Raw genomic sequence first — 18712 nt, forward strand, 5'->3', positions numbered from 1 at the left:
AAATTATCAATGGTGAGAATGCCATGAATCCTGAAGACTGACTGGCAAGCTTCCTGACCTGTTCTTCCAACATAGCGTGCGCCAACGCTGGGAGAGGCGGGTTAGAGAAGATGCAGGCCTTTGCGCCCATGCCAACAAGGATAATTCCATGAACACCCTCACTCTGAGCTCCTTCGTGTTCTTCACCGGGCTGGTTGCCGTGATCACCTGGTGGCTGACCCGCCGTGACGACACCCAGCACTCTACCGGCTATTTTCTGGCCGGACGCAGCCTGACCTTCCCGATCATCGCGGGCTCCCTGCTGATGACCAATCTCTCCACCGAGCAGATGGTCGGACTCAACGGTGCCGCCTTCACCGATGGCCTCTCGGTGATGGCCTGGGAAGTGGTTGCCGTCGTATCACTGGTCGCGATGGCGATGTTCTTCCTGCCACGCTTCTTGAAGAGCGGCATTACTACCCTACCGGAGCTGCTGGCACTGCGCTTTGATCGCACGACCCAGCTACTCGCCAATCTTATTTTCATGCTGGCCTATGCCATCATCCTGCTGCCCAGCATTCTTTATTCAGGCGCTTTGGGGCTGATGGGCGTGCTTGATCTTCACGCGCTGACCGGTATCGACTCGCAGATGGTGCTACTGACCGGCACCGTGATCGTGGTCGGCATTGCCGGCGCCATCTATGCCCTGTTCGGCGGTCTGCGCTCCATCGCCATCTCCGATACCTTGAACGGCATCGGGCTGTTGATCGGCGGCATGATCATCGTCTACTTCGGGCTGGATCGCGTCAGTGATGGCAACGGTATCGCCGCTGGCTGGGAGATCATCCAGCAGAGTCATCCGGAGAAACTCAACTCACTGGGCAGCGACGACCAGTCAGTCCCTGTCTCGACCCTCTTCACCGGGGTACTACTGCTCAACATGTTCTACTGGTGCACCAACCAGCAGATCATTCAGCGCACCTTTGCCGCCAAGACGCTCGCCGAAGGTCAGAAAGGCGTGCTGCTGACCGGCGCGCTCAAGTTGCTCGGCCCGCTATATCTGGTACTGCCAGGCATCATCGCCTTCCAGCTGTATTCAGGTGATGACATCAAGGCTGATGCCGCTTATGGCCGCTTGGTCTTCGATGTACTGCCAGCACCATTGACCGGCTTCTTCGCCGCAGCGATGGTCGGCGCTATCCTGTCGTCCTTCAACTCGGCGCTCAACTCTACCGCCACACTGTTCAGCCTCGATGTCTACAAGGCGCGCATCAATCGCGATGCCACGGATGCACAGGTCGTGAAGATATCCAAGTGGGCCGGTTGGATCATGGCAGCATCAGCGATGGTCATCGCGCCCCTGCTGGCGACCCAGGAGAGCCTGTTCGTCTATGTGCAGAAAGTGAACTCCATCTACTACATCCCGCTGCTGTCGGTGATCGTGGTTGGCCTGATCTCCAAGCGCGTACCAGCGATCGCCGCCAATCTGGCGTTGGTGCTGGGCTGTTTGATCATCGGCCTGTTCTACTTCGTGCCATCTCTGGCCGACATGGTGGAAGCGGTACACAACTTCCACTTCATCGCTATCGTGCTGGTCGTGCTGATAGCGATGATGATGGTGATCGGCAAGCTGGCACCGCGCGCCGAGCCGTGGATTCAAAAGGATGTCGGTGCCATCGACATGACACCTTGGGCGGGCACCCGTGTTGCCAGTGTCGTTCTGTTGATACTGGTCATGACCATCTATCTGGCGTTCGCTGGCTAACGGAGCGAGTACAGCCACTCCATCGACATGAACACCACCTTCAGCGCCCCGCCATCTTTACCGATGGCGGGGCGCTGTCGTTAGTCACATGATGGTTATCCACTATTGAGTCCGCGATGCAGGCGCGTTTTTCCGTAAACATCCGTAGCTTCGTCACCCACCACACCCCAAAAGTCTTATAAGAAAGCGCAGCAGGAGCGCTTCAAACGCTGATCTCGCGGGAAATATCAGTATGAAACCAACGTATTATCTACAAATGGTGGATAGCGAGATCACAGCAGATGCCTACACTATCGCCAGACTTACCGTAAATGTTACCGGTGAGTCTCTTCAAGGACGATGGCACAGCCTGCTGTGTGCATTGCATAGACACTGCCTAGCTGGCGATGATTTCAACGCATTGCGTTGTAACAGCCTGGCATCAAGGAACCCTCTCTCATGCATGCCCTGACACTCATATCATTCGTGTTCTTTACTGGCCTGGTCGCACTTCTGACCTGGTGGTGGACGCACCGCGATGATACCTCGCACTCCACCGGTTACTTTCTAGCCGGGCGCAGCCTGACCTTCCCGCTGATTGCGGGCTCCTTGCTGATGACCAACCTTTCTACCGAGCAGATGGTCGGCTTGAACGGTGCCGCCTTTACCGATGGCCTTTCTGTCATGGCGTGGGAAGTCATGGCCGTCATCGCAATGGTCGTGATGGCGATGTTCTTCCTGCCTCGCTTCCTGAAGAGTGGTATCACCACCCTGCCAGAACTGCTCGCCTTGCGTTATGGCCGTAGCACCGAACTGATCACCAACCTGATCTTCCTGTTCGCCTATGCCGTGATTCTGCTGCCGATCATTCTCTATTCCGGCGCCATCGGCCTGAAGGGCATGCTCGACCTCCCCACTCTGACGGGGATTACCTCACCCAATGCACTGCTATGGATCACCATCTGGGTCGTTGGCATCATCGGTTCTATCTACGCTCTATTCGGCGGCATGCGCTCGATCGCCATCTCCGACACCCTGAACGGTGTGGGTCTGCTGATCGGCGGTATGTTGATCGTCTATTTCGGCCTGAATGCCGTCAGCGACGGCCAGGGTGTCATGGCCGGCTGGGACACCCTGACCGCTGCCAACCCGGAGAAATTCAACTCCATGGGTAGCGATGACCAATCCGTACCCTTCTCGACCCTGTTTACCGGCGTGATGATCATCAACTTCTTCTACTGGTGTACCAACCAGCAGATCATCCAGCGCACCTTCGCGGCCAAGACACTCGCCGAAGGCCAGAAAGGCGTCTTGCTGACCGGGGCCCTCAAACTGCTAGGCCCATTGTATCTAGTGATTCCAGGCATCATCGCCTACCACCTGTACGCTTCTTCCGGCGTCAAGGCCGATAGCGCTTACGGTCAATTGGTATTTGACGTGCTGCCAGCGCCGTTGACCGGCTTCTTCGCGGCCGCCATGGTCGGTGCCATCCTGTCGTCCTTCAACTCGGCACTGAACGCGACTACCACACTGTTCTCGACCGGCATCTACAAGGCACACCTGCGCCCCAATGCCACCGACGCAGAAGTGGTCAAGATCTCCAAGGGCTTCGGCTGGGTGCTGGCGATCGCCTCCATGACCCTCGCGCCACTGCTGGCTGGCCAGGAAAGCTTGTTCGGTTACCTGCAGAAAATGAACGCCATCTACTTTATCCCGATCTTTGCCGTCGTCCTGATGGGCCTGCTGACACGTCGCGTGCCGACGGTTGCTGCCAATCTGGCGCTGTTCATCGGTTGCATCGTGATTGGCGTGGTTTACTTCGTACCGGCATTCTCGGGCGTATTGGAGAATATTCACGAATTCCACTTCGTCGGACTGGTGTTTGTACTGCTGATCGCGATGATGTTGATCATCGGCAAGCTGGCGCCGCGTGATGAACCGTGGGTTCAGCAGGATGTGGGGGCCATCGACATGACACCGTGGAAAGGTGCCAAGGCCTGTGCGTTGATCCTCGTCGTGCTGGTGATCGCCATCTATCTGGCCTTTATCTAACGCTGAGACCCGCTTCATACTGACGCTTCTCACGACATCGTCAGCTAATGCGTCAATGCCCCGCATTGTCTCTTCAGACATGCGGGGCATCGTGTTTCAGGAGTCCGTTTGAGGCATGCTGCAAGCTCCCCCAAACAGCAAATAGAGTCTGTTCATGCCCTTTCTGTCACGCCTCGCCCTCTTTCCGCTCTACATGCGCTGGCAACTATGGCTCGTGCTATTGGCCATCTTGCTGACAACAACCAACAGTCAAGCCGCTGAACGCTGGCAACGTTCGGATGTACTGACCCAGAGCTTCATGGAAGTGGCACTCAAGCGTGAATATCGTCCCGGCAAGTCGGAGCCCTTGGTCCGCTGGCAGGGCCCCCTCAGAGTGAAAATAGACTCCCAGCTTGGGAATACGCGCCTGCAACATCAGCTTGCTCGCGTACAACTGAAACACCTGGCATCGATCACCGGCCAGCCACTGATCTTCGTTGACTCCTCGCAGAAAGCCAATCTACGCGTCGCATTTATCAGCCATGACCATATGTCTCGTGAAGCTGCCAAGTATGTGGGTAAAAAACAGGTCAGTACTGCGGGCATGCGCAAGGCGCTGCGTGAAGGGGTCTGTCTGACGCTGTTCAAGACGGCCGCGGATCACAGCATCAATAGCGGCCTGATCCTGATACCCGCTGACTACGCGCGCCAGAAGGCACGCCTGGTGGACTGCATCATCGAGGAAACAGCACAGGTCATGGGACTGCCCAATGACTCGGGCGAGGTGTACCCCTCGGTCTTCAATGACCTGAGCACCGATACCTGGCTAAGCCCGTTGGATTATCTTTTGCTCAAGATGCTCTATGCGCCAGAGCTTGCGCCCGGCATGTCAGTTGATGAGGTTCGTCAGGCACTGCCCGGCATCATCTCGCGACTGACTGCCAAGGGTGAGCTGAAAAATGCCGTGCATCGAGTACGCAGCGGCAGTCTGCGCGACTGGTTGGATGAATAACCTGTCTGGTCAGCACCATGGTGTGCGACAGGCTAGCGCTGGCATAATCCGTGCAGGCGCATGAGGCGCCTGATATCGCTGGAGCTCTCCTGTCATGCTGCCCACCCCTTTCCCTGCTGGCCGTACCCGCATGCCGCTGGCCGTCACTCTACTGTCACTGTGTCAGGCGCTACTGGTCAGCGGTAATATCCTGCTGATCGCGGTATCCCCGCTGATAGGGGCACAGCTTGCCTCCAGCACCTGGTCCACCGCCCCTGTCGCCACCCAGTGGCTGGGGCTGATGTGCGCCACCATTCCCGCCTCACTGATCACTGCACGCTTGGGGCGCCGACGCGGCTTCGTGCTCGGCAATCTGTGTGGCCTGGCGGGAGCGGGACTCGCAGTGTTGGCGCTATCACTTCAGCACTTTGGGCTATTCCTGTTTTCGACCTGGTTGGTGGGGATCGGGATTGGCTTCGGTCAGCTTTATCGCTTCGCCGCGATGGAAGCTGCACCGCCCGAGCATCGTGAACGCGCCATCGGGCTCGTCATGGGCGGCGGCGTGCTAGCTGCCTTCTTCGGCCCTTGGCTTGCGCGCACCAGCCATGCATTGGCCGATACGCCCTTCCTCGGTAGCTTCATTGGTTTGGCTGCACTCTATTTACTGGCACTGATACTACTGGCCTTCATTCGCCTGCCCCGCGAAGCTGAAGCGAGTAACAAGAATAACGAAGTACCTGCACGCCCGCTGGGCGTGATCCTGCGTCAGCCGACCTTCCTGCTGGCCGTGCTCAGCGCCATGGTCGGTTATGGGGTGATGAATCTGGCGATGACGGCAACGCCACTGGCGATGGCGACCGCCGGGCATGGCTTTGATCATGTCGCCACCACCATTCAATGGCACGTCGTGGCCATGTTCCTGCCGTCGTTCTTTACCGGACGACTGACCGCGCGCTTCGGCGCGGGAACGATGATCGTCAGTGGCTGTGTCTTTCTGCTTGCCAGCCTGATCACAGCACAATATCTCAGCGGCACCACCGGCTTCTTTCTGGGCCTCATCCTGTTGGGCATTGGGTGGAATTTCACCTTCCTGCCTGCCACCAGCTTACTCACCACGTGCTATCAGCCGAGCGAAAAAGCCCGTACCCAGGCCGCCAATGAATTTCTCGTCTTCACTACCGGTGCCATCACCGCATTGCTGGCGGGACCACTGGTCAGCAGTATCGGTTGGGCGCTGCTCAATCAGTGGCTGATGCCACTCTGCCTGCTACCCATCGGCCTGTTGGCATGGCGTCAGCTTGCCTTGCGTGTCCGTCGCCCGCAGATAGAAGAGAGTTGATAGAAGAAAGATGACGGCCGTCGATGCTGTTCTTGGCTCAATGATCATCTTGAGCGCCGACGCCTTTACCGATAGGGAAGCCCCTGATGTTCAACTCCATCACCCGCAACGCCCGCCAGCTGGCGCGCGATGTGGGTCGCGAAGCACATGACCTGCTGGAGCGTGGCCTTGACCGCCAGCTGCGCTTGGCCGTCACTGGCTTGTCCGGTGCCGGCAAGACCGCCTTTCTCGTCTCGTTGATCGAGCAACTGCGTCACGCAGGTCTCGGCGCGCGTCTAGAGCTATTGCCCGCTGCACGCGATGGGCGACTGCTGGGCGCTGAGCGTGTCAGCCAGCCGGATCTTTCCATCCCCCGATTTCCGCTGGAAGCCGGATTGCGCTCGCTCTCTGCCCAGCACACCCCACACGGCCCCGAATGGCCGACGCCAACACGCAGCATCAGTGAGCTGCGCCTCAAGATCGGCTTTCGTCCGACCTCACGTGCCGCCCGAGTGCTCGACAGCAAACGCGCCACGCTGACACTGGATCTGATCGACTACCCCGGTGAGTGGCTACTGGATCTGCCGATGCTGGAGCAGGATTTCAGCACCTGGAGTGCCGAGTGTGAAACGCAACTGAACGATGGCCGCGCGCACTGGGCCGCTGACTGGCTGGCGGCAGTGGCACCTCTGACACCCGACAGCGAGGTTGATGAAGACCGCCTGGCCGAGATCGCCACGTATTACACCGACTATCTGCACGCCGCCCGTCGCAAAGGGGGCTTTGTCGATCTCACGCCCGGTCGCTTTCTGCTACCGGGAGAACTTGATGAAGCACCAGTGCTGCAATTCTTCCCGCTCACAGGGCTGACCGACTGGACACCCGAGGCGCTGACCGCGTTACCGGAGGCAAGCCTTTACCGCACGCTGGCACGCCGTTTCGATCACTATCGTCGTCACGTGGTGCAGCCCTTCTATCATGATCACTTCCGACGCTTTGATCGCCAGATCGTGCTGATCGATGTCCTGGGCGCACTGAATGCTGGTCCCGCGCCGTTCAGAGACCTGAGCCGCGCACTCGACAAGTTGTTCGACAGCTTCGCCTATGGTCGCCGTCATCTATTGGCGCGCCTGATGGACCGACGCATCGATCGCCTGGCCATCGCCGCCACCAAGGCCGATCACGTCACACCAGAGCAGCATGGTGCGATGCGTGACCTGCTCGAGCAGCTGTTGGCGGATCCGCTCAAGCGCTTGCGCTACCGAGATGTACCGCTCAAGGCCTTCACAATTGCTGCCATTCGCTCAAGCGAGGCACGCGAAGTGGTCGAGAATGGTGAGCGTCATCCGGCGCTTGCCGGTCAACTACTAGCGATGGATGAGGCGGATCCGGCAGTTTCGCCGCGCGAATCCGTGCTGTTATTTCCTGGCGAAGTGCCTTCGCGTCTACCGGAAGCCACCTTCTGGAACGAAGGCAACTTCCAGTTCCCGAATTTTGCGCCGCCACGCATTGATGGCACAGCCCCCCCTCACATTCGTATGGACGCCGTGCTCGACTGGCTGCTGGGAGATCATCTGAAATGACACAGACCTCACGTGATGCTCATCACCCACGCCCCGGCAAGCGCTTTTCCACTGCCACTCCCGAGCGCGAGACGACAACACAGGACCCGGACACTGCCAGTGCAGCTGAGGCACTACGCGGTGCGCGTCACTTCTCGCCCCACACCAGCAGCCAGCCGCTGGCCATCAGTGAGCCGGAACCCGCCACTCCAGGTTTGGATGCCACGCTGAACGCCAGACCGCGCCATCGTGGACTCAAATGGCTGTTGCTGGGCACCTTGACGATTGGAGGCGTAGAGGCGGGGCATTCACTCTATCAAGCGGCGATGGGCGGTGACCTGATTGCCGGTGCCTGGGGGCTACTCGGCCTCGGCGCCATCGGACTAGGCGCACGTGCCGTGACCCGCGAACTCTTCAAGCTGCGCCATCTGCGCCAACATGTCGCTCTGCGCGAGCAACTTGAAGAGCATCAACAGGACGACTTCGGCCAGCGCGGAGAATCACTGACATCTGAGGATGCCTCTACAGACAAGTCGACAACCCAGCAGGACAGCCTGCTGGAGCAACTGCGTCGTCAGATGGGCCTCAGCAATGATGATGCCGGCATTCGCGCCTGGCGGGCTGCCTGCGAAGCGCACCACTCCCAATCGGAACGGCGCGAGCTATTCGCCTTTCATGTGTTGGGCCCGCGTGACCGCGAAGCACGCCGCCTGATTTCGCGCATGAGTGGCGAGACAGCCGTGATGGTGGCGGTATCGCCACTCACCTGGGTCGACATGAGTCTGGTGGCGTGGCGCGGCCTGCGCATGATGGAGCGCCTCTCACAGCTCTATGGCCTGGAGCTGGGCTACGCCAGTCGTCTGCGCTTGTTCAAGGAAGTGCTGGCCTCGATGGCCTTTGCTGGCGCCAGTGAATTGGCCGCCGAAGCGAGCATGGATCTGCTGTCGATGAATCTGGCAGGGCGACTGTCGACTCGCGCGGGACAGGGATTGGGCAGCGGCTTGATGAACGCACGTCTGGGCCTGCGTGCCATGCGATTGTTACGACCAATCCCCTTCCATGCTGATGAGGTACCGCGTATCGGCGAGCTGCGCTCCGAGCTCTTTTCGCGCTTGCGCAAAGCGGATAAGGGCGAGGACGATGGTGGCGCATGAAGAGGGGTAGAGCTTAAAGAAAGCAACCGTGAAGAAAGGTGGCCTGAAGAACGATCACCCTGCAAAACGAAAAGCGCGCCTCGAGTAATCGAGGCGCGCTTTTCATTGGTTGTCATTCAAGAGCTCATGCTTCGCTTGCGATGCCTGCTTCCAGCCACTTCATGACCCGCAGCGCTTCAGTCGCTGACGTCGGATTGGCACCGCTGCCGCGGATACACTCCCGAAGCTGTGCGTACCAGGCCGGGTAGTCTCCATCACGGCCTTGATGAGAGCGCCCTACCAATATCTCATCATCGTTTTCGACGGTATCGGTGCCGCGTCGATTCTGGTGCTCCCCTTCTATCTCCGAGACGCGCTCCAGCACCGTTAGCATGCCCGGATGCGGATCACGTCCCCATTGGCGTGCAGCACGAACAGAGAGATCACGCGCAGGATAATCACCAACCTTGAGACACTCTTCCTGAGGATCAAGTCCGAAAGTGACATAGCTGCCACGTGTACCATGAGCCGCAAAGCGCGCGGTTGGTGCTGCGGTCAGCGCACTGGCATGCAGCTCAACCATCAGTCCGGGGTGGCGGGCATGCCCGGCGTAATCCAGCACAGCATGGAAGAAGTCGTCGGTCACCGCACCGTCGCGCTGGGTACGGCGGAGTAGATGAATACCTGCAGGCTCGCCAAACAGGCATAGCGCCTGATCCAGCAGATGTGGCCCGAGGTCATACCATAAGCCACTGCCGGGTAACGCCTGCTCACGCCACCGATTAGGGACTGTTGGGCGGAAGCGATCGAAATGCGATTCAAGATGCGTGATATGCCCTAGCGTATCGTTCTCGACCAGCTCAGCCAGCGTCAGAAAATCAGCATCGAAGCGACGATTATGAAATACCGCCAGCACGCGACCTGCCTGCTCAGCCTGACGCGCCAACGCTTCACCCTCAGCCAAGGTAACAGTGAAAGGCTTGTCGACTACTACATGCTTGCCAGCCGCCAAGGCTGCGCTCGCCAACGGCGCATGAGTCTCATTGGGCGTGGCGATGATGATCAGGTCGATATCGTTACGCGCCATCAGCGCCTCGGGCGTCGCTTCAACCGCCAGCCGCGATCGCTCTCTCTTGGCGACTTCTGGGCGCGACGTTGACAGTGCGACAAGTTCAAAACCCTCGGTCGCCTCAATCAGTGGCGCATGAAAAGTGCGCACTGCCATGCCATAGCCGATCAAACCTACACGAATGGGGCCAGCGTGATCATGGGGTTGCGTATCATCACAGGAGATTGCTGAGCTCATCGGGCGTCCTTGTCATCAGTGCTGTCATTTATCCTTATCCGGGCATATGAGACCCGATGCATATCCGCCATCCTAGCAGGCTGTGCGACGGGAGATAGCCTCGGCGTCCGTGTTTAATGCTTACTCCTGAGGCTTGTTAACACCTGCATCGATGGCAATGCCAGCACGCTCATGAGCACATACGCCCCTTGAAGTTCATCAGTGGTGGCCGCAGGAATATAGCTATCAACGTGGTCAACAGGAGATAATTACATCCCTCGCCGGCCACACTTCGAGAATACGCGACAGGAGCAGATAGCATGCGCAAGACGCTTATCATCGGTGCCAATGGCCAGATCGGTCGTCAGCTATGTGAGAAGGCTCAAGCCGCTGGCGAACCCGTGGTCGCCATGATCCGTTCAAGTGACCAGCAAGGCTGGTTCCGCGAGCGCGGCATCAAGACAGTACTCGGGGATCTCGAAGGTGAGATGCGCCAAGCTTTCTATGGCTGTGATCAGGCAGTATTCGTGGCGGGTTCTGGTCCGCACACTGGCCCAGACAAGACGCTGACGATTGACCTCCATGGCGCCATGCGCACCGCGGATCTGGCCAGCGAGTTCGGCCTGTCACGCGTGATCCAGGTCAGCTCGATCCGCGCCGAGACACCGCTGGCCGGCCCGAAAGCGATGCGCGCTTACTTCGCCGCCAAGAAGGCCGCAGATCTGTGTCTCGCCGAAAGTGGCCTGCGTCACGTCATCGTCAAGCCTGGCCGCCTGACAGACGCGACCGGTAGCGGCATGCTGACTGAAGATGCCGACGCCTCCGACGAGATGCAGGTGTCGCGCGCCAATGTCGCCGACTTCCTGCTGGGATTGATGCAGGCACGCGAGATAGGTGGCCGCCACCGCAAGGCGCCGATATTCACCCTGTTCGACGGTGATCAACACGTAGAGCACCTACTCACCCAGCACAACGCCACGTCGTAAGCAGGCCTTTACGTGCTGGATTCGTGACTAAAGACCCCATTGACAACGCCCACAGATACACCACGTGGGCGTTGCCGCGTCTGGTGGCTTTCCCCCCATGCCCCATGTCCGTATAGTGAGCCACTGACCCCGCCAACAGAACTTCCGAAATGCTGCAGAACAATTCGCTGCTGGCGCAGCTGAAAGATCAAATCCGCCAGGAAATTCCCCGTGTCACGGGGGTGATCAAAGGCACCGACAAGGGCTTCGGCTTCCTCGAATGTGAGGATGGCGAGTCTTTCTTCGTGCCACCACCCGCCATGAAGCAAGTATTGCACGGCGATATTGTCGAAGCTTCCGTCAAGGTGGAAGGCGAGAAGAAGTCCGTACAGCCGGAAGTGCTGATTGAGACGGGTGTCGACCGCTTCGTCGCTCGTGTCGGCAAGCGTGATGGCCGCCTGAACGTGATGCCGGACCATCCCTCCATCAACACGCGCATGAAAGCGCGCGTGAAGCGTGGCATCAATGAGGAAACCCTCAATGATGGCGATTGGGTCGTGGCGCGTCTGCTGCGTCACCCGATGCGCAAGGATGACCGCAGCTTCTTCGCTCAAATTGAAGAAGTCATCGCCACCGCGGACAACCCGCGTGTGCCGTGGCGTGTCACTCTGGCGCGTCATGCGCTGGAACAGGCCTCTCCAGAAGGCGGCACTGACTGGCCGTTGATGGAAGAAGGCCTGACTCGCGAAGACATGACTCACGTGCCCTTCTTCACCATCGATGGTGAAAAGACACGCGATATGGATGATGCGCTGCACATCGTCGAGCGCCCTGAAGGCGGCTGGACACTGAGCATTGCCATCGCTGATCCGACGGCCTACGTGCCGGAAGGCAGCCGGATAGACGAAGAAGCGCGCACGCGCTCCTTCACGGTCTACCTGCCGAGTCAGAACGTCACGATGCTGCCGGAAATTCTGTCCGATGATCTGTGCTCGCTGAAGGAAGGTGAAGACCGTCCCACGCTGATGTGCGTCGTCGACATTGATACCGATGGCGTCATCGCTGAGCCGAAGTTCTTCGCAGCCACCATGCGCTCCCACTACCGCCTGACCTACGACAACGTCTCAGACTGGATCGAGGGCAAGGAAGGTAGCTGGACGCCGGCCAACGACGAACTGGCCGAAGGTCTTCGCCAGCTGGAAGCCTTTACTCAGGCACGTATCGCCTGGCGTGCACGCAACTCCCAGATCTTCCGCGAGCGTCCGGACTTCGAGTTCGAATTGGATGAGGAAGGTAACGTGCTCAACGTACGTGCCGACCATCGTCGCATCAGTAATCGCATGATCGAAGAATCCATGATCACTGCGAATCTGAGCTGCGCACGCCTGCTCTCCAAGCATATCGGTCACGGTATCTTCAATGTTCACCAGGGCTTTGCTCCGGAGAAATACGACGACACCATCGAATTCCTCGCTGGGCAGGATATTACTGCCACGCCGGAACAGCTTGGCAGCCTGGAAGGCTATCGCCTGATTCGTCAGGAACTGGACAGCCGCGAAGATACCTGGCTTGACGTGCGCATGCGTCGCTTCCAGGGCTATACCGTGATGTCTGCTCAGCCGGGCCCGCACTTTGGCCTTGGCCTTGAAGCCTATGCCACCTGGACTTCGCCGATCCGCAAGTATGGCGACATGGTCAACCACCGCTTGATCAAGCGCGTGATTCTTGGCCAGGAAGTTCCGGCAGAAGCCACCGAGCAGCTGACCGAGCACCTCAGCGAGCGTCGTCGTCTCAACCGTATGGCGGAGCGTGACGTGAAAGACTGGCTGTACGTGCGCTACCTGACCAAGGCCGCTGAAGAGCAGCAGATCTTCCTGGGTGAGATCATCGATATCCGTCGCGGTGGTATGCGTGTGCGCCTGGAAGAGAATGGCGCTAGCGTCTTCATTCCGGCACCGCTGATCCACAGCGATCGCAAGAAGGTCGCGATCGATGACAAGGAAGGCCGCGTGAACATCGAGGATGTACTGCGTTACTCTCTCGGTGACATCATCAAGGTCTCTCTGACAGAAGCCCGCGAAGAACGTCGTTCGTTGGTGGGGCGTCCGGCCGAATAAGCCGAAGCCCCCCTTGTCCGCCAGCAACATGGTGGACTATCTACGCCCCGGAGCGCCTTGCGCCCGGGGCGTTTTACGTTCTGAAACTCTGAAACGATAGATCTCTTCAGGTCCGCAAACAGAAACGTGTACCAATCGTGAGATATTGTAATTTTGTGAAACATATTATTGATGTATGCTTACTAGACAGAAACACGGAGCAGCCAAAATAACCACAGCTGCTTTCTCTTGATTATGAGAGACGTCATACCATACGCTGCAATGACACCATATCAGACAGTCTGCGATCACTGACCGCCATGATGGCGGGATCATGTCCCCGGGAGGACTCCAGGATGAAGATGCACCGCCTACCCGCATCATCCTCGCTACGTCACATGGCTGACCATGCCGCCATTGTGCGCCAGCCGGCCATGACCTATGCCCGTATCGACGATCAGTCATCATTGGAAAGCACAGCATCCACACATGATGCGATACACCCGGAGCGTCAACGTGAAATTCAGCGTGAGGCAATGGAGCATGTTGCCCAACTGCTTGAGCGCGATCGTCGTCGCACGCGTAACCGCTTGTTACTCGCTGCTGGCCTGCTGCTAAGTCTTGTACTACTCGCGAGTCAACGTCCTGTCGAACCCAATACCGCCTCCTATCCCGAAGGCATTGGCCAAACGGCACCGTCCACGCAACATGTGCTTCAAGGCGTCGTGTAAACACGCTGCCTGACATCATGAGAGACACTTGGCGAGGCATCATGCCCGCCTGATCAGGCTTCTCTCATGCCTCTTCGAATTCCTGTAGTGCACGCGCCTTGCCCTGCCCGGTGACCCCGGACAGGGTCTTTTTGTGTCTGTAATTCGTCGTTTTGCTAGCCAGATCGATAGGTCCTCTCGCACCTATTGCATCGCAGTATCTGCTGATCGCACAAGTGTCGTATCTCGCTGTCACATTGATCAGCATCGCCCGACATGCTGAGCGGTAAGGCGGCCCGCTACTCGCGACGCAGTGAGTCACAAATGTCCCCTTGGTTTCAGACCTTATCCCCCCCATGAAAAAAAGCAGGACACCGATGCTTGCCAGTCGGCTCTGCGCTATCGTCGCAGTGGGGACTATAGTGACAGGCAGTGACTGGCAAGCATGTCGGGAATCATCTTCTATCGCGCACGACCGCCAAGCCGGTCATGAGGAGCCCGTGTGCATATCGCTGACATGACCATGTTTCATGCCCCTTCCAGTGGTGGTGTTAGGACGTATCTGGAAGCCAAGCGACGACGACTGAGAACTCGGCCGGATATTCGCCACAGCCTACTGGTACCGGGCGAGTCCAGCAGCGTCAGCGACGACCTGTATAACGTGCCGGCACCACCGATTCCGTTCGGTAATGGCTATCGCTTTCCACTGCGACGCACTGGCTGGGTCAGCACCCTGCTGGCGTTATCACCCGACATCATCGAAGCGGGCGATCCCTATGTCACAGCGTGGGCAGCATTGGACGCCGGGCGCAAGCTGGACGTACCTGTCTTGGGCTTCTACCACTCTGACTTGCCACGCTTGATCACCAATCGTCTCGGCGAGTGGTCAGGTCACAATGTCGATCGCTATGTTCAACGTCTCTATCGTCACTTCGATCGAGTGCTTGCTCCTAGTCAGGTGATGGCTGAACGTCTTGATCGTCTAGGGATTGGTAATGTGCATATCCAGCCACTAGGTGTCGATCTCACCACCTTTCATCCAGATCGCTGCGACATGCAACTGCGGCAAAAACTTGGGTTGCCTGATCATGTGCGACTACTCGCTTTTGCTGGCCGTGGCTCGCGCGAGAAGAACCTCGATGAATTGCTCGCTGTTGCACGTCTGCTCGGTCCTGATTACCACCTGCTCTTGATTGGCTCAGGCATGCCGCGTCATCTGCCGGATAACGTCAGCGTGACGGGGCATTTCTGTAGCGGTGACGAGGTGGCACGCATGGTGGCATCGGTTGATGTGTTATTACATGCCGGCACTCAGGAGACCTTCGGGCTGGTCGTGCTTGAAGCCATGGCCTGCGGTACTCCTGTCGTGGCAGCACGTGCCGGGGCATTGGCCGAAAATGTGCCACTGGGTTGTGGGCAGCTGTGTGAGCCACACTCGCCACGCGACATGGTGCGCGCAGTACAGGAAGTATTTGCCAATGATCCTTCCGCACTAGGGCGTCAGGCTCGCCGTCATGTCGAAAAAAATCACGACTGGGACCACGTGGTGAATGGCCTGATGGGCCACTACCGCGCCGTGACCGGTACCCGATTGCATCCCCTGCTGGAGGAAGTGACGCATGGTTGAACAACCCGATTCCTCGCGCCATTTCCTGCTGGTACTGCACGATGTCGCCCCTGAAACCTGGCCCGACTATCGCGACTTCGTGACCGAGCTGGACGCGCTCTGCCAATCACATCTGGATCGTCCCTGCCCTATTACCTGGCTAGTCGTGCCTGACTTCCATCATCGTAGCGCGCTGGAGGACTCCCCTGAATTCATCACGTGCCTGGAAGCGCGCCGTCAACAGGGCGATGAGCTAGCGTTGCATGGCTTTCATCATTGCGATGACGCCCCACCACCACGCACGCCACGTGATTACCTGATGCGACGCGTACTGACTTGGGAAGGTGAGTTCTATCCGCTCAACGAGCAAGAGGCCAACCGACGTTTGACCGCTGGTGCGGCAATTTTCACACGCCTTGGCTGGCCACTTGATGGTTTCATCGCGCCGGCATGGCTGATGAGCGAAGGCACGCGGCGTGCCCTGAAGTCGCTCGACTTTCGCTATACCAGTGACACCCAACACCTTTACCGCCTGCCAGACTTCAATGTCATCGATGCGCCAGGACTGGTGTGGAGCGCGCGCTCGGCACCGCGCCGCCTGATGTCACGCTGGGTCAGTGAACGCAAGCTGGCGCGCGCGCAAGATGCTCCGGTGCTCCGATTGGGCCTGCATCCGGTTGATATGCGGCATGCAAGCTCGCGAGGCTATTGGTTACAGCTCGTCGCGCGCCTGCTCGATGATGGCCGCCTACCGATGACCAAGATTGACTGGCTGACGCAACAAGGCCTGTTGAATGTTCCCGTCAATCATCAACATTCTGGCCATCAACCTACTGGTAAAACGGCCTGACATGTCCCTTCTCCGCTTCTCTCATCGATGTGCGACTGCCCTGTGGAGCCCTGAATGAATCGTGCAGCATGGATGCTGGCCGCTGGCCTGATACTCGTTATCGCGATTCCGTTGACGCTGGGGGGCAGCGGACTAGGTGCTCAGCTGCGCCAGTTCCCGCTCGATACCTTCTTGTTGATGCTGGGCATGATTGTGGTGTGCTGGAACCTGAATGCGGGACGCTTACGTCTGCTACTGGCCGGTCGCGGTGGCCATCTCGGTCAACGCCGAGCATTGGGCATGGTGATGGCGACTGAATTCGCGATCAGCGCTACGCCCGGTGGCAGCGGCGGCCCACTGACGCTGATGGGACTCCTGTCACGCCAGGGAGTACGCCCAGCACAGGCGACAGCCGTCTTCGCGGTCGATCAGATCACTGACATGCTGTTCTTTCTTTCTGCGCTGGCCAGCATCGGCCTGTATACGCTCTCTCACACCATCGATCTACGCCTCGGCTGGATGCTTGCCGTGCCCGCGCTACTGTTGATCATCGGCTTCGGATTGCTGATCGCCCTCGGGCAGCACCATCGTGGACTGCTCAGATCGAGTGGCCACCTACTGCGCTGGCTTAAAGTCCACCACCGTTCACGCATCAGGCTGACGCGAGCCGTTATTCACTTCCGTCACGCGTTGGTCGAGACATTGGCCCTGCCGCGTCTGACCCTGAGCCTGATATTTCTACTCTGCTGTGCGCACTGGCTGCTACGCTACTCGATTCTTTATCTGGCGGTCTCCGGGCTAGGTCGCGATATTGATTGGAGCTGGACCTTCATCGTACAGATGCTGTCACTGGCTGCCGGTCAGCTGACGCTATTGCCGGGAGGAGCAGGCGGTGCCGAACTATCATCTACCGCCCTGCTTACGCCGATGATTGGTGCCTCCAGTGCAGCGGCAGCCGTCGTCATCTGGCGTGCCGTCACCTTCTATTTCTACTTGATCGCTGGCGCACCGGTATTCTTCATCATGGCGGGAGGCAGCATGCTCGATCTCCTACTGAACCGCCGCGCAAAGGTCTCTTGACGACTCCAGAACGTCTGAGGGCCTAACCACATCATGAATCTCTATTCGTTATCGCCACATGGATAAGGATTTGTTATGGTCATGCACAGTTATTGAACACCCATACAATAAACCACTACTCAAGGTGACCTCGTATGTCAGACTTTTCTCCTTCACGCGTCATCCGTCCACTTCACGTCATGGGGGTTGTGGGTACACTACTCACTGCCACGACGGCTTCAGCTTTCGCCGATGACGCTGCACTGCGCAGCGTCGATCCCAGTCACGGGACTGACAGGGTCGTCGTGGCTCACCGCGGTGCATCGGGCTACCTGCCAGAACACACTCTCGCGGCCAAATCGATGGCCTACGCCCAGGGTGCTGACTTTCTCGAACAAGATGTCGTGATGACTAAAGACGACAAGCTGGTCGTGTTGCACGATCGCTTTCTGGATCGTGTGACCGATGTCGCCGACGTCTTCCCGGAACGCGCACGCGAGGATGGCCGTTACTATGCCATCGACTTCACGCTGGAAGAGCTGCGCAAGCTGTCCTTCAGCGAAGGGTTCACTGTCGATGATGGCAAGAAAGTGGCTGACTATCCTGAGCGCTTCCCGCTCGGCAAGTCGCACTTCGGGCTGCATACCTTGAGTGAAGAGATCGAGATGATTCAGGGCCTGAACCACTCCACGGGGCGTAATGTCGGCCTGTATGTTGAGGTCAAGGCGCCCTGGTTCCACCAGTCAGAAGGCAAGGAAGTCTCCAAGGCCGTTCTCGAGACACTCAAGCATTACGGCTACGTCGATCATGACGACAACGCCATCGTGCAGGTCTTTGACCCGCGCGGCCTGAAGCGTATTCATGATGAGCTGCAGCCAGAATTGGGCATGGACCTGCGCCTGGTACAGCTGATGGGTGAGACGAGTTGGGACATGACTTTCCAACCGGGCACTGACGGCAAGCTTGAGCCCTACAGCTACGACTGGATGTACCAGAAAGGCGCGATGGAGCGTATCGCAGGCTATGCAGATGGCGTCGGCCCGTGGAAGCCGATGGTAATCGAAGATAGCTCCACCAAGGGCAATATCAAGGTCACTGAGCTGGTCGACAAGGCCCATGATGCCGGGCTTGTCGTGATGCCCTATACCTTCCGTCTTGATGAAGGTCGCATCCCTGCCTGGGCCAATGACTATGACGACATGCTGCGCGTGTTCTTTGAAGAAGCCGGTGTCGATGGCATCTTCACTGACTATCCGGACCGTGCGGTACAGTGGCTGAAGCAGAACGGCGACGCGCTGTAAGCCAAGCTCACGTTATTGATTAAATGGCGATGAACAAAAGCCGGGCTCCTCAGGGAGCCCGGCTTTTTGATTATATCGAAGCAACTTGTTCAGTTTTGAATAC

The 18712-nt window shown here is 58.3% G+C and carries 14 protein-coding genes; 13 read left to right on the forward strand and 1 reads right to left on the reverse strand.

Annotation, left to right across the window (positions count from 1 at the left end):
* Positions 1-148: 148 nt before the first annotated feature.
* The 6 genes from CFN46_RS06765 to CFN46_RS06790 all read left to right on the forward strand — a co-directional run bounded on the left by CFN46_RS06765 (position 149) and on the right by CFN46_RS06790 (position 8779).
* Positions 149-1744: a solute:sodium symporter family transporter gene (locus CFN46_RS06765; RefSeq protein WP_088743091.1), complete on the forward strand. Its 1596-nt coding sequence runs from the start codon at positions 149-151 to the stop codon at positions 1742-1744.
* A 438-nt stretch (positions 1745-2182) separates the two neighbouring features.
* Positions 2183-3775 carry a solute:sodium symporter family transporter gene (locus CFN46_RS06770; RefSeq protein ID WP_088743092.1) on the forward strand — a complete coding sequence of 531 codons (1593 nt, stop codon included), beginning with the start codon at positions 2183-2185 and terminating at the stop codon, positions 3773-3775.
* A 154-nt stretch (positions 3776-3929) separates the two neighbouring features.
* On the forward strand, positions 3930-4766 hold the full coding sequence (locus CFN46_RS06775; protein ID WP_088743093.1) for a DUF2927 domain-containing protein: 837 nt from the start codon (positions 3930-3932) through the stop codon (positions 4764-4766).
* A 130-nt stretch (positions 4767-4896) separates the two neighbouring features.
* On the forward strand, positions 4897-6084 hold the full coding sequence (locus tag CFN46_RS06780) for an MFS transporter (RefSeq protein WP_088743231.1): 1188 nt from the start codon (positions 4897-4899) through the stop codon (positions 6082-6084).
* A 119-nt stretch (positions 6085-6203) separates the two neighbouring features.
* Positions 6204-7646: a YcjX family protein gene (locus CFN46_RS06785; protein ID WP_088743232.1), complete on the forward strand. Its 1443-nt coding sequence runs from the start codon at positions 6204-6206 to the stop codon at positions 7644-7646.
* Complete coding sequence (locus CFN46_RS06790; protein ID WP_088743094.1) at positions 7643-8779, forward strand: TIGR01620 family protein; 1137 nt, start codon at positions 7643-7645, stop codon at positions 8777-8779. The genes CFN46_RS06785 and CFN46_RS06790 overlap by 4 nt, the downstream gene beginning before the upstream one ends.
* 124 nt (positions 8780-8903) lie before the next feature.
* Here the strand turns inward: CFN46_RS06790 and CFN46_RS06795 are convergent, their stop codons facing one another.
* A complete protein-coding gene (locus CFN46_RS06795) occupies positions 8904-10064 on the reverse strand; it encodes an oxidoreductase (protein ID WP_088743095.1) in 1161 nt (386 codons plus the stop codon).
* A gap of 299 nt (positions 10065-10363) precedes the next feature.
* On the opposite strand from CFN46_RS06795, the gene CFN46_RS06800 reads away from it, so the two are divergent.
* The 7 genes from CFN46_RS06800 (at position 10364) to glpQ (ending at position 18609) form a co-directional block, all read left to right on the forward strand.
* Complete coding sequence (locus CFN46_RS06800; protein ID WP_088743096.1) at positions 10364-11029, forward strand: NAD(P)H-binding protein; 666 nt, start codon at positions 10364-10366, stop codon at positions 11027-11029.
* A gap of 149 nt (positions 11030-11178) precedes the next feature.
* Complete coding sequence (locus CFN46_RS06805) at positions 11179-13125, forward strand: exoribonuclease II (RefSeq protein ID WP_024952432.1); 1947 nt, start codon at positions 11179-11181, stop codon at positions 13123-13125.
* Between the two features lie 335 nt (positions 13126-13460).
* On the forward strand, positions 13461-13835 hold the full coding sequence (locus tag CFN46_RS06810; RefSeq protein ID WP_024952433.1) for a hypothetical protein: 375 nt from the start codon (positions 13461-13463) through the stop codon (positions 13833-13835).
* Between the two features lie 481 nt (positions 13836-14316).
* Positions 14317-15441 carry a glycosyltransferase family 1 protein gene (locus CFN46_RS06815; RefSeq protein ID WP_024952434.1) on the forward strand — a complete coding sequence of 375 codons (1125 nt, stop codon included), beginning with the start codon at positions 14317-14319 and terminating at the stop codon, positions 15439-15441.
* A complete protein-coding gene (locus CFN46_RS06820; RefSeq protein WP_088743097.1) occupies positions 15434-16270 on the forward strand; it encodes a DUF2334 domain-containing protein in 837 nt (278 codons plus the stop codon). Before CFN46_RS06815 ends, CFN46_RS06820 begins: the two co-directional genes overlap by 8 nt.
* Positions 16271-16324: 54 nt before the next feature.
* Entirely contained in the window at positions 16325-17329 is a 1005-nt protein-coding gene (locus CFN46_RS06825) for a lysylphosphatidylglycerol synthase transmembrane domain-containing protein (protein WP_088743098.1), read from the forward strand.
* A gap of 134 nt (positions 17330-17463) precedes the next feature.
* A complete protein-coding gene (gene glpQ, locus CFN46_RS06830) occupies positions 17464-18609 on the forward strand; it encodes a glycerophosphodiester phosphodiesterase (protein WP_217897788.1) in 1146 nt (381 codons plus the stop codon).
* The last annotated feature ends 103 nt before the right edge of the window (positions 18610-18712 follow it).

The organism is Cobetia sp. QF-1 (assembly GCF_002213105.1).
In the GTDB taxonomy this organism is placed as follows: domain Bacteria; phylum Pseudomonadota; class Gammaproteobacteria; order Pseudomonadales; family Halomonadaceae; genus Cobetia; species Cobetia crustatorum.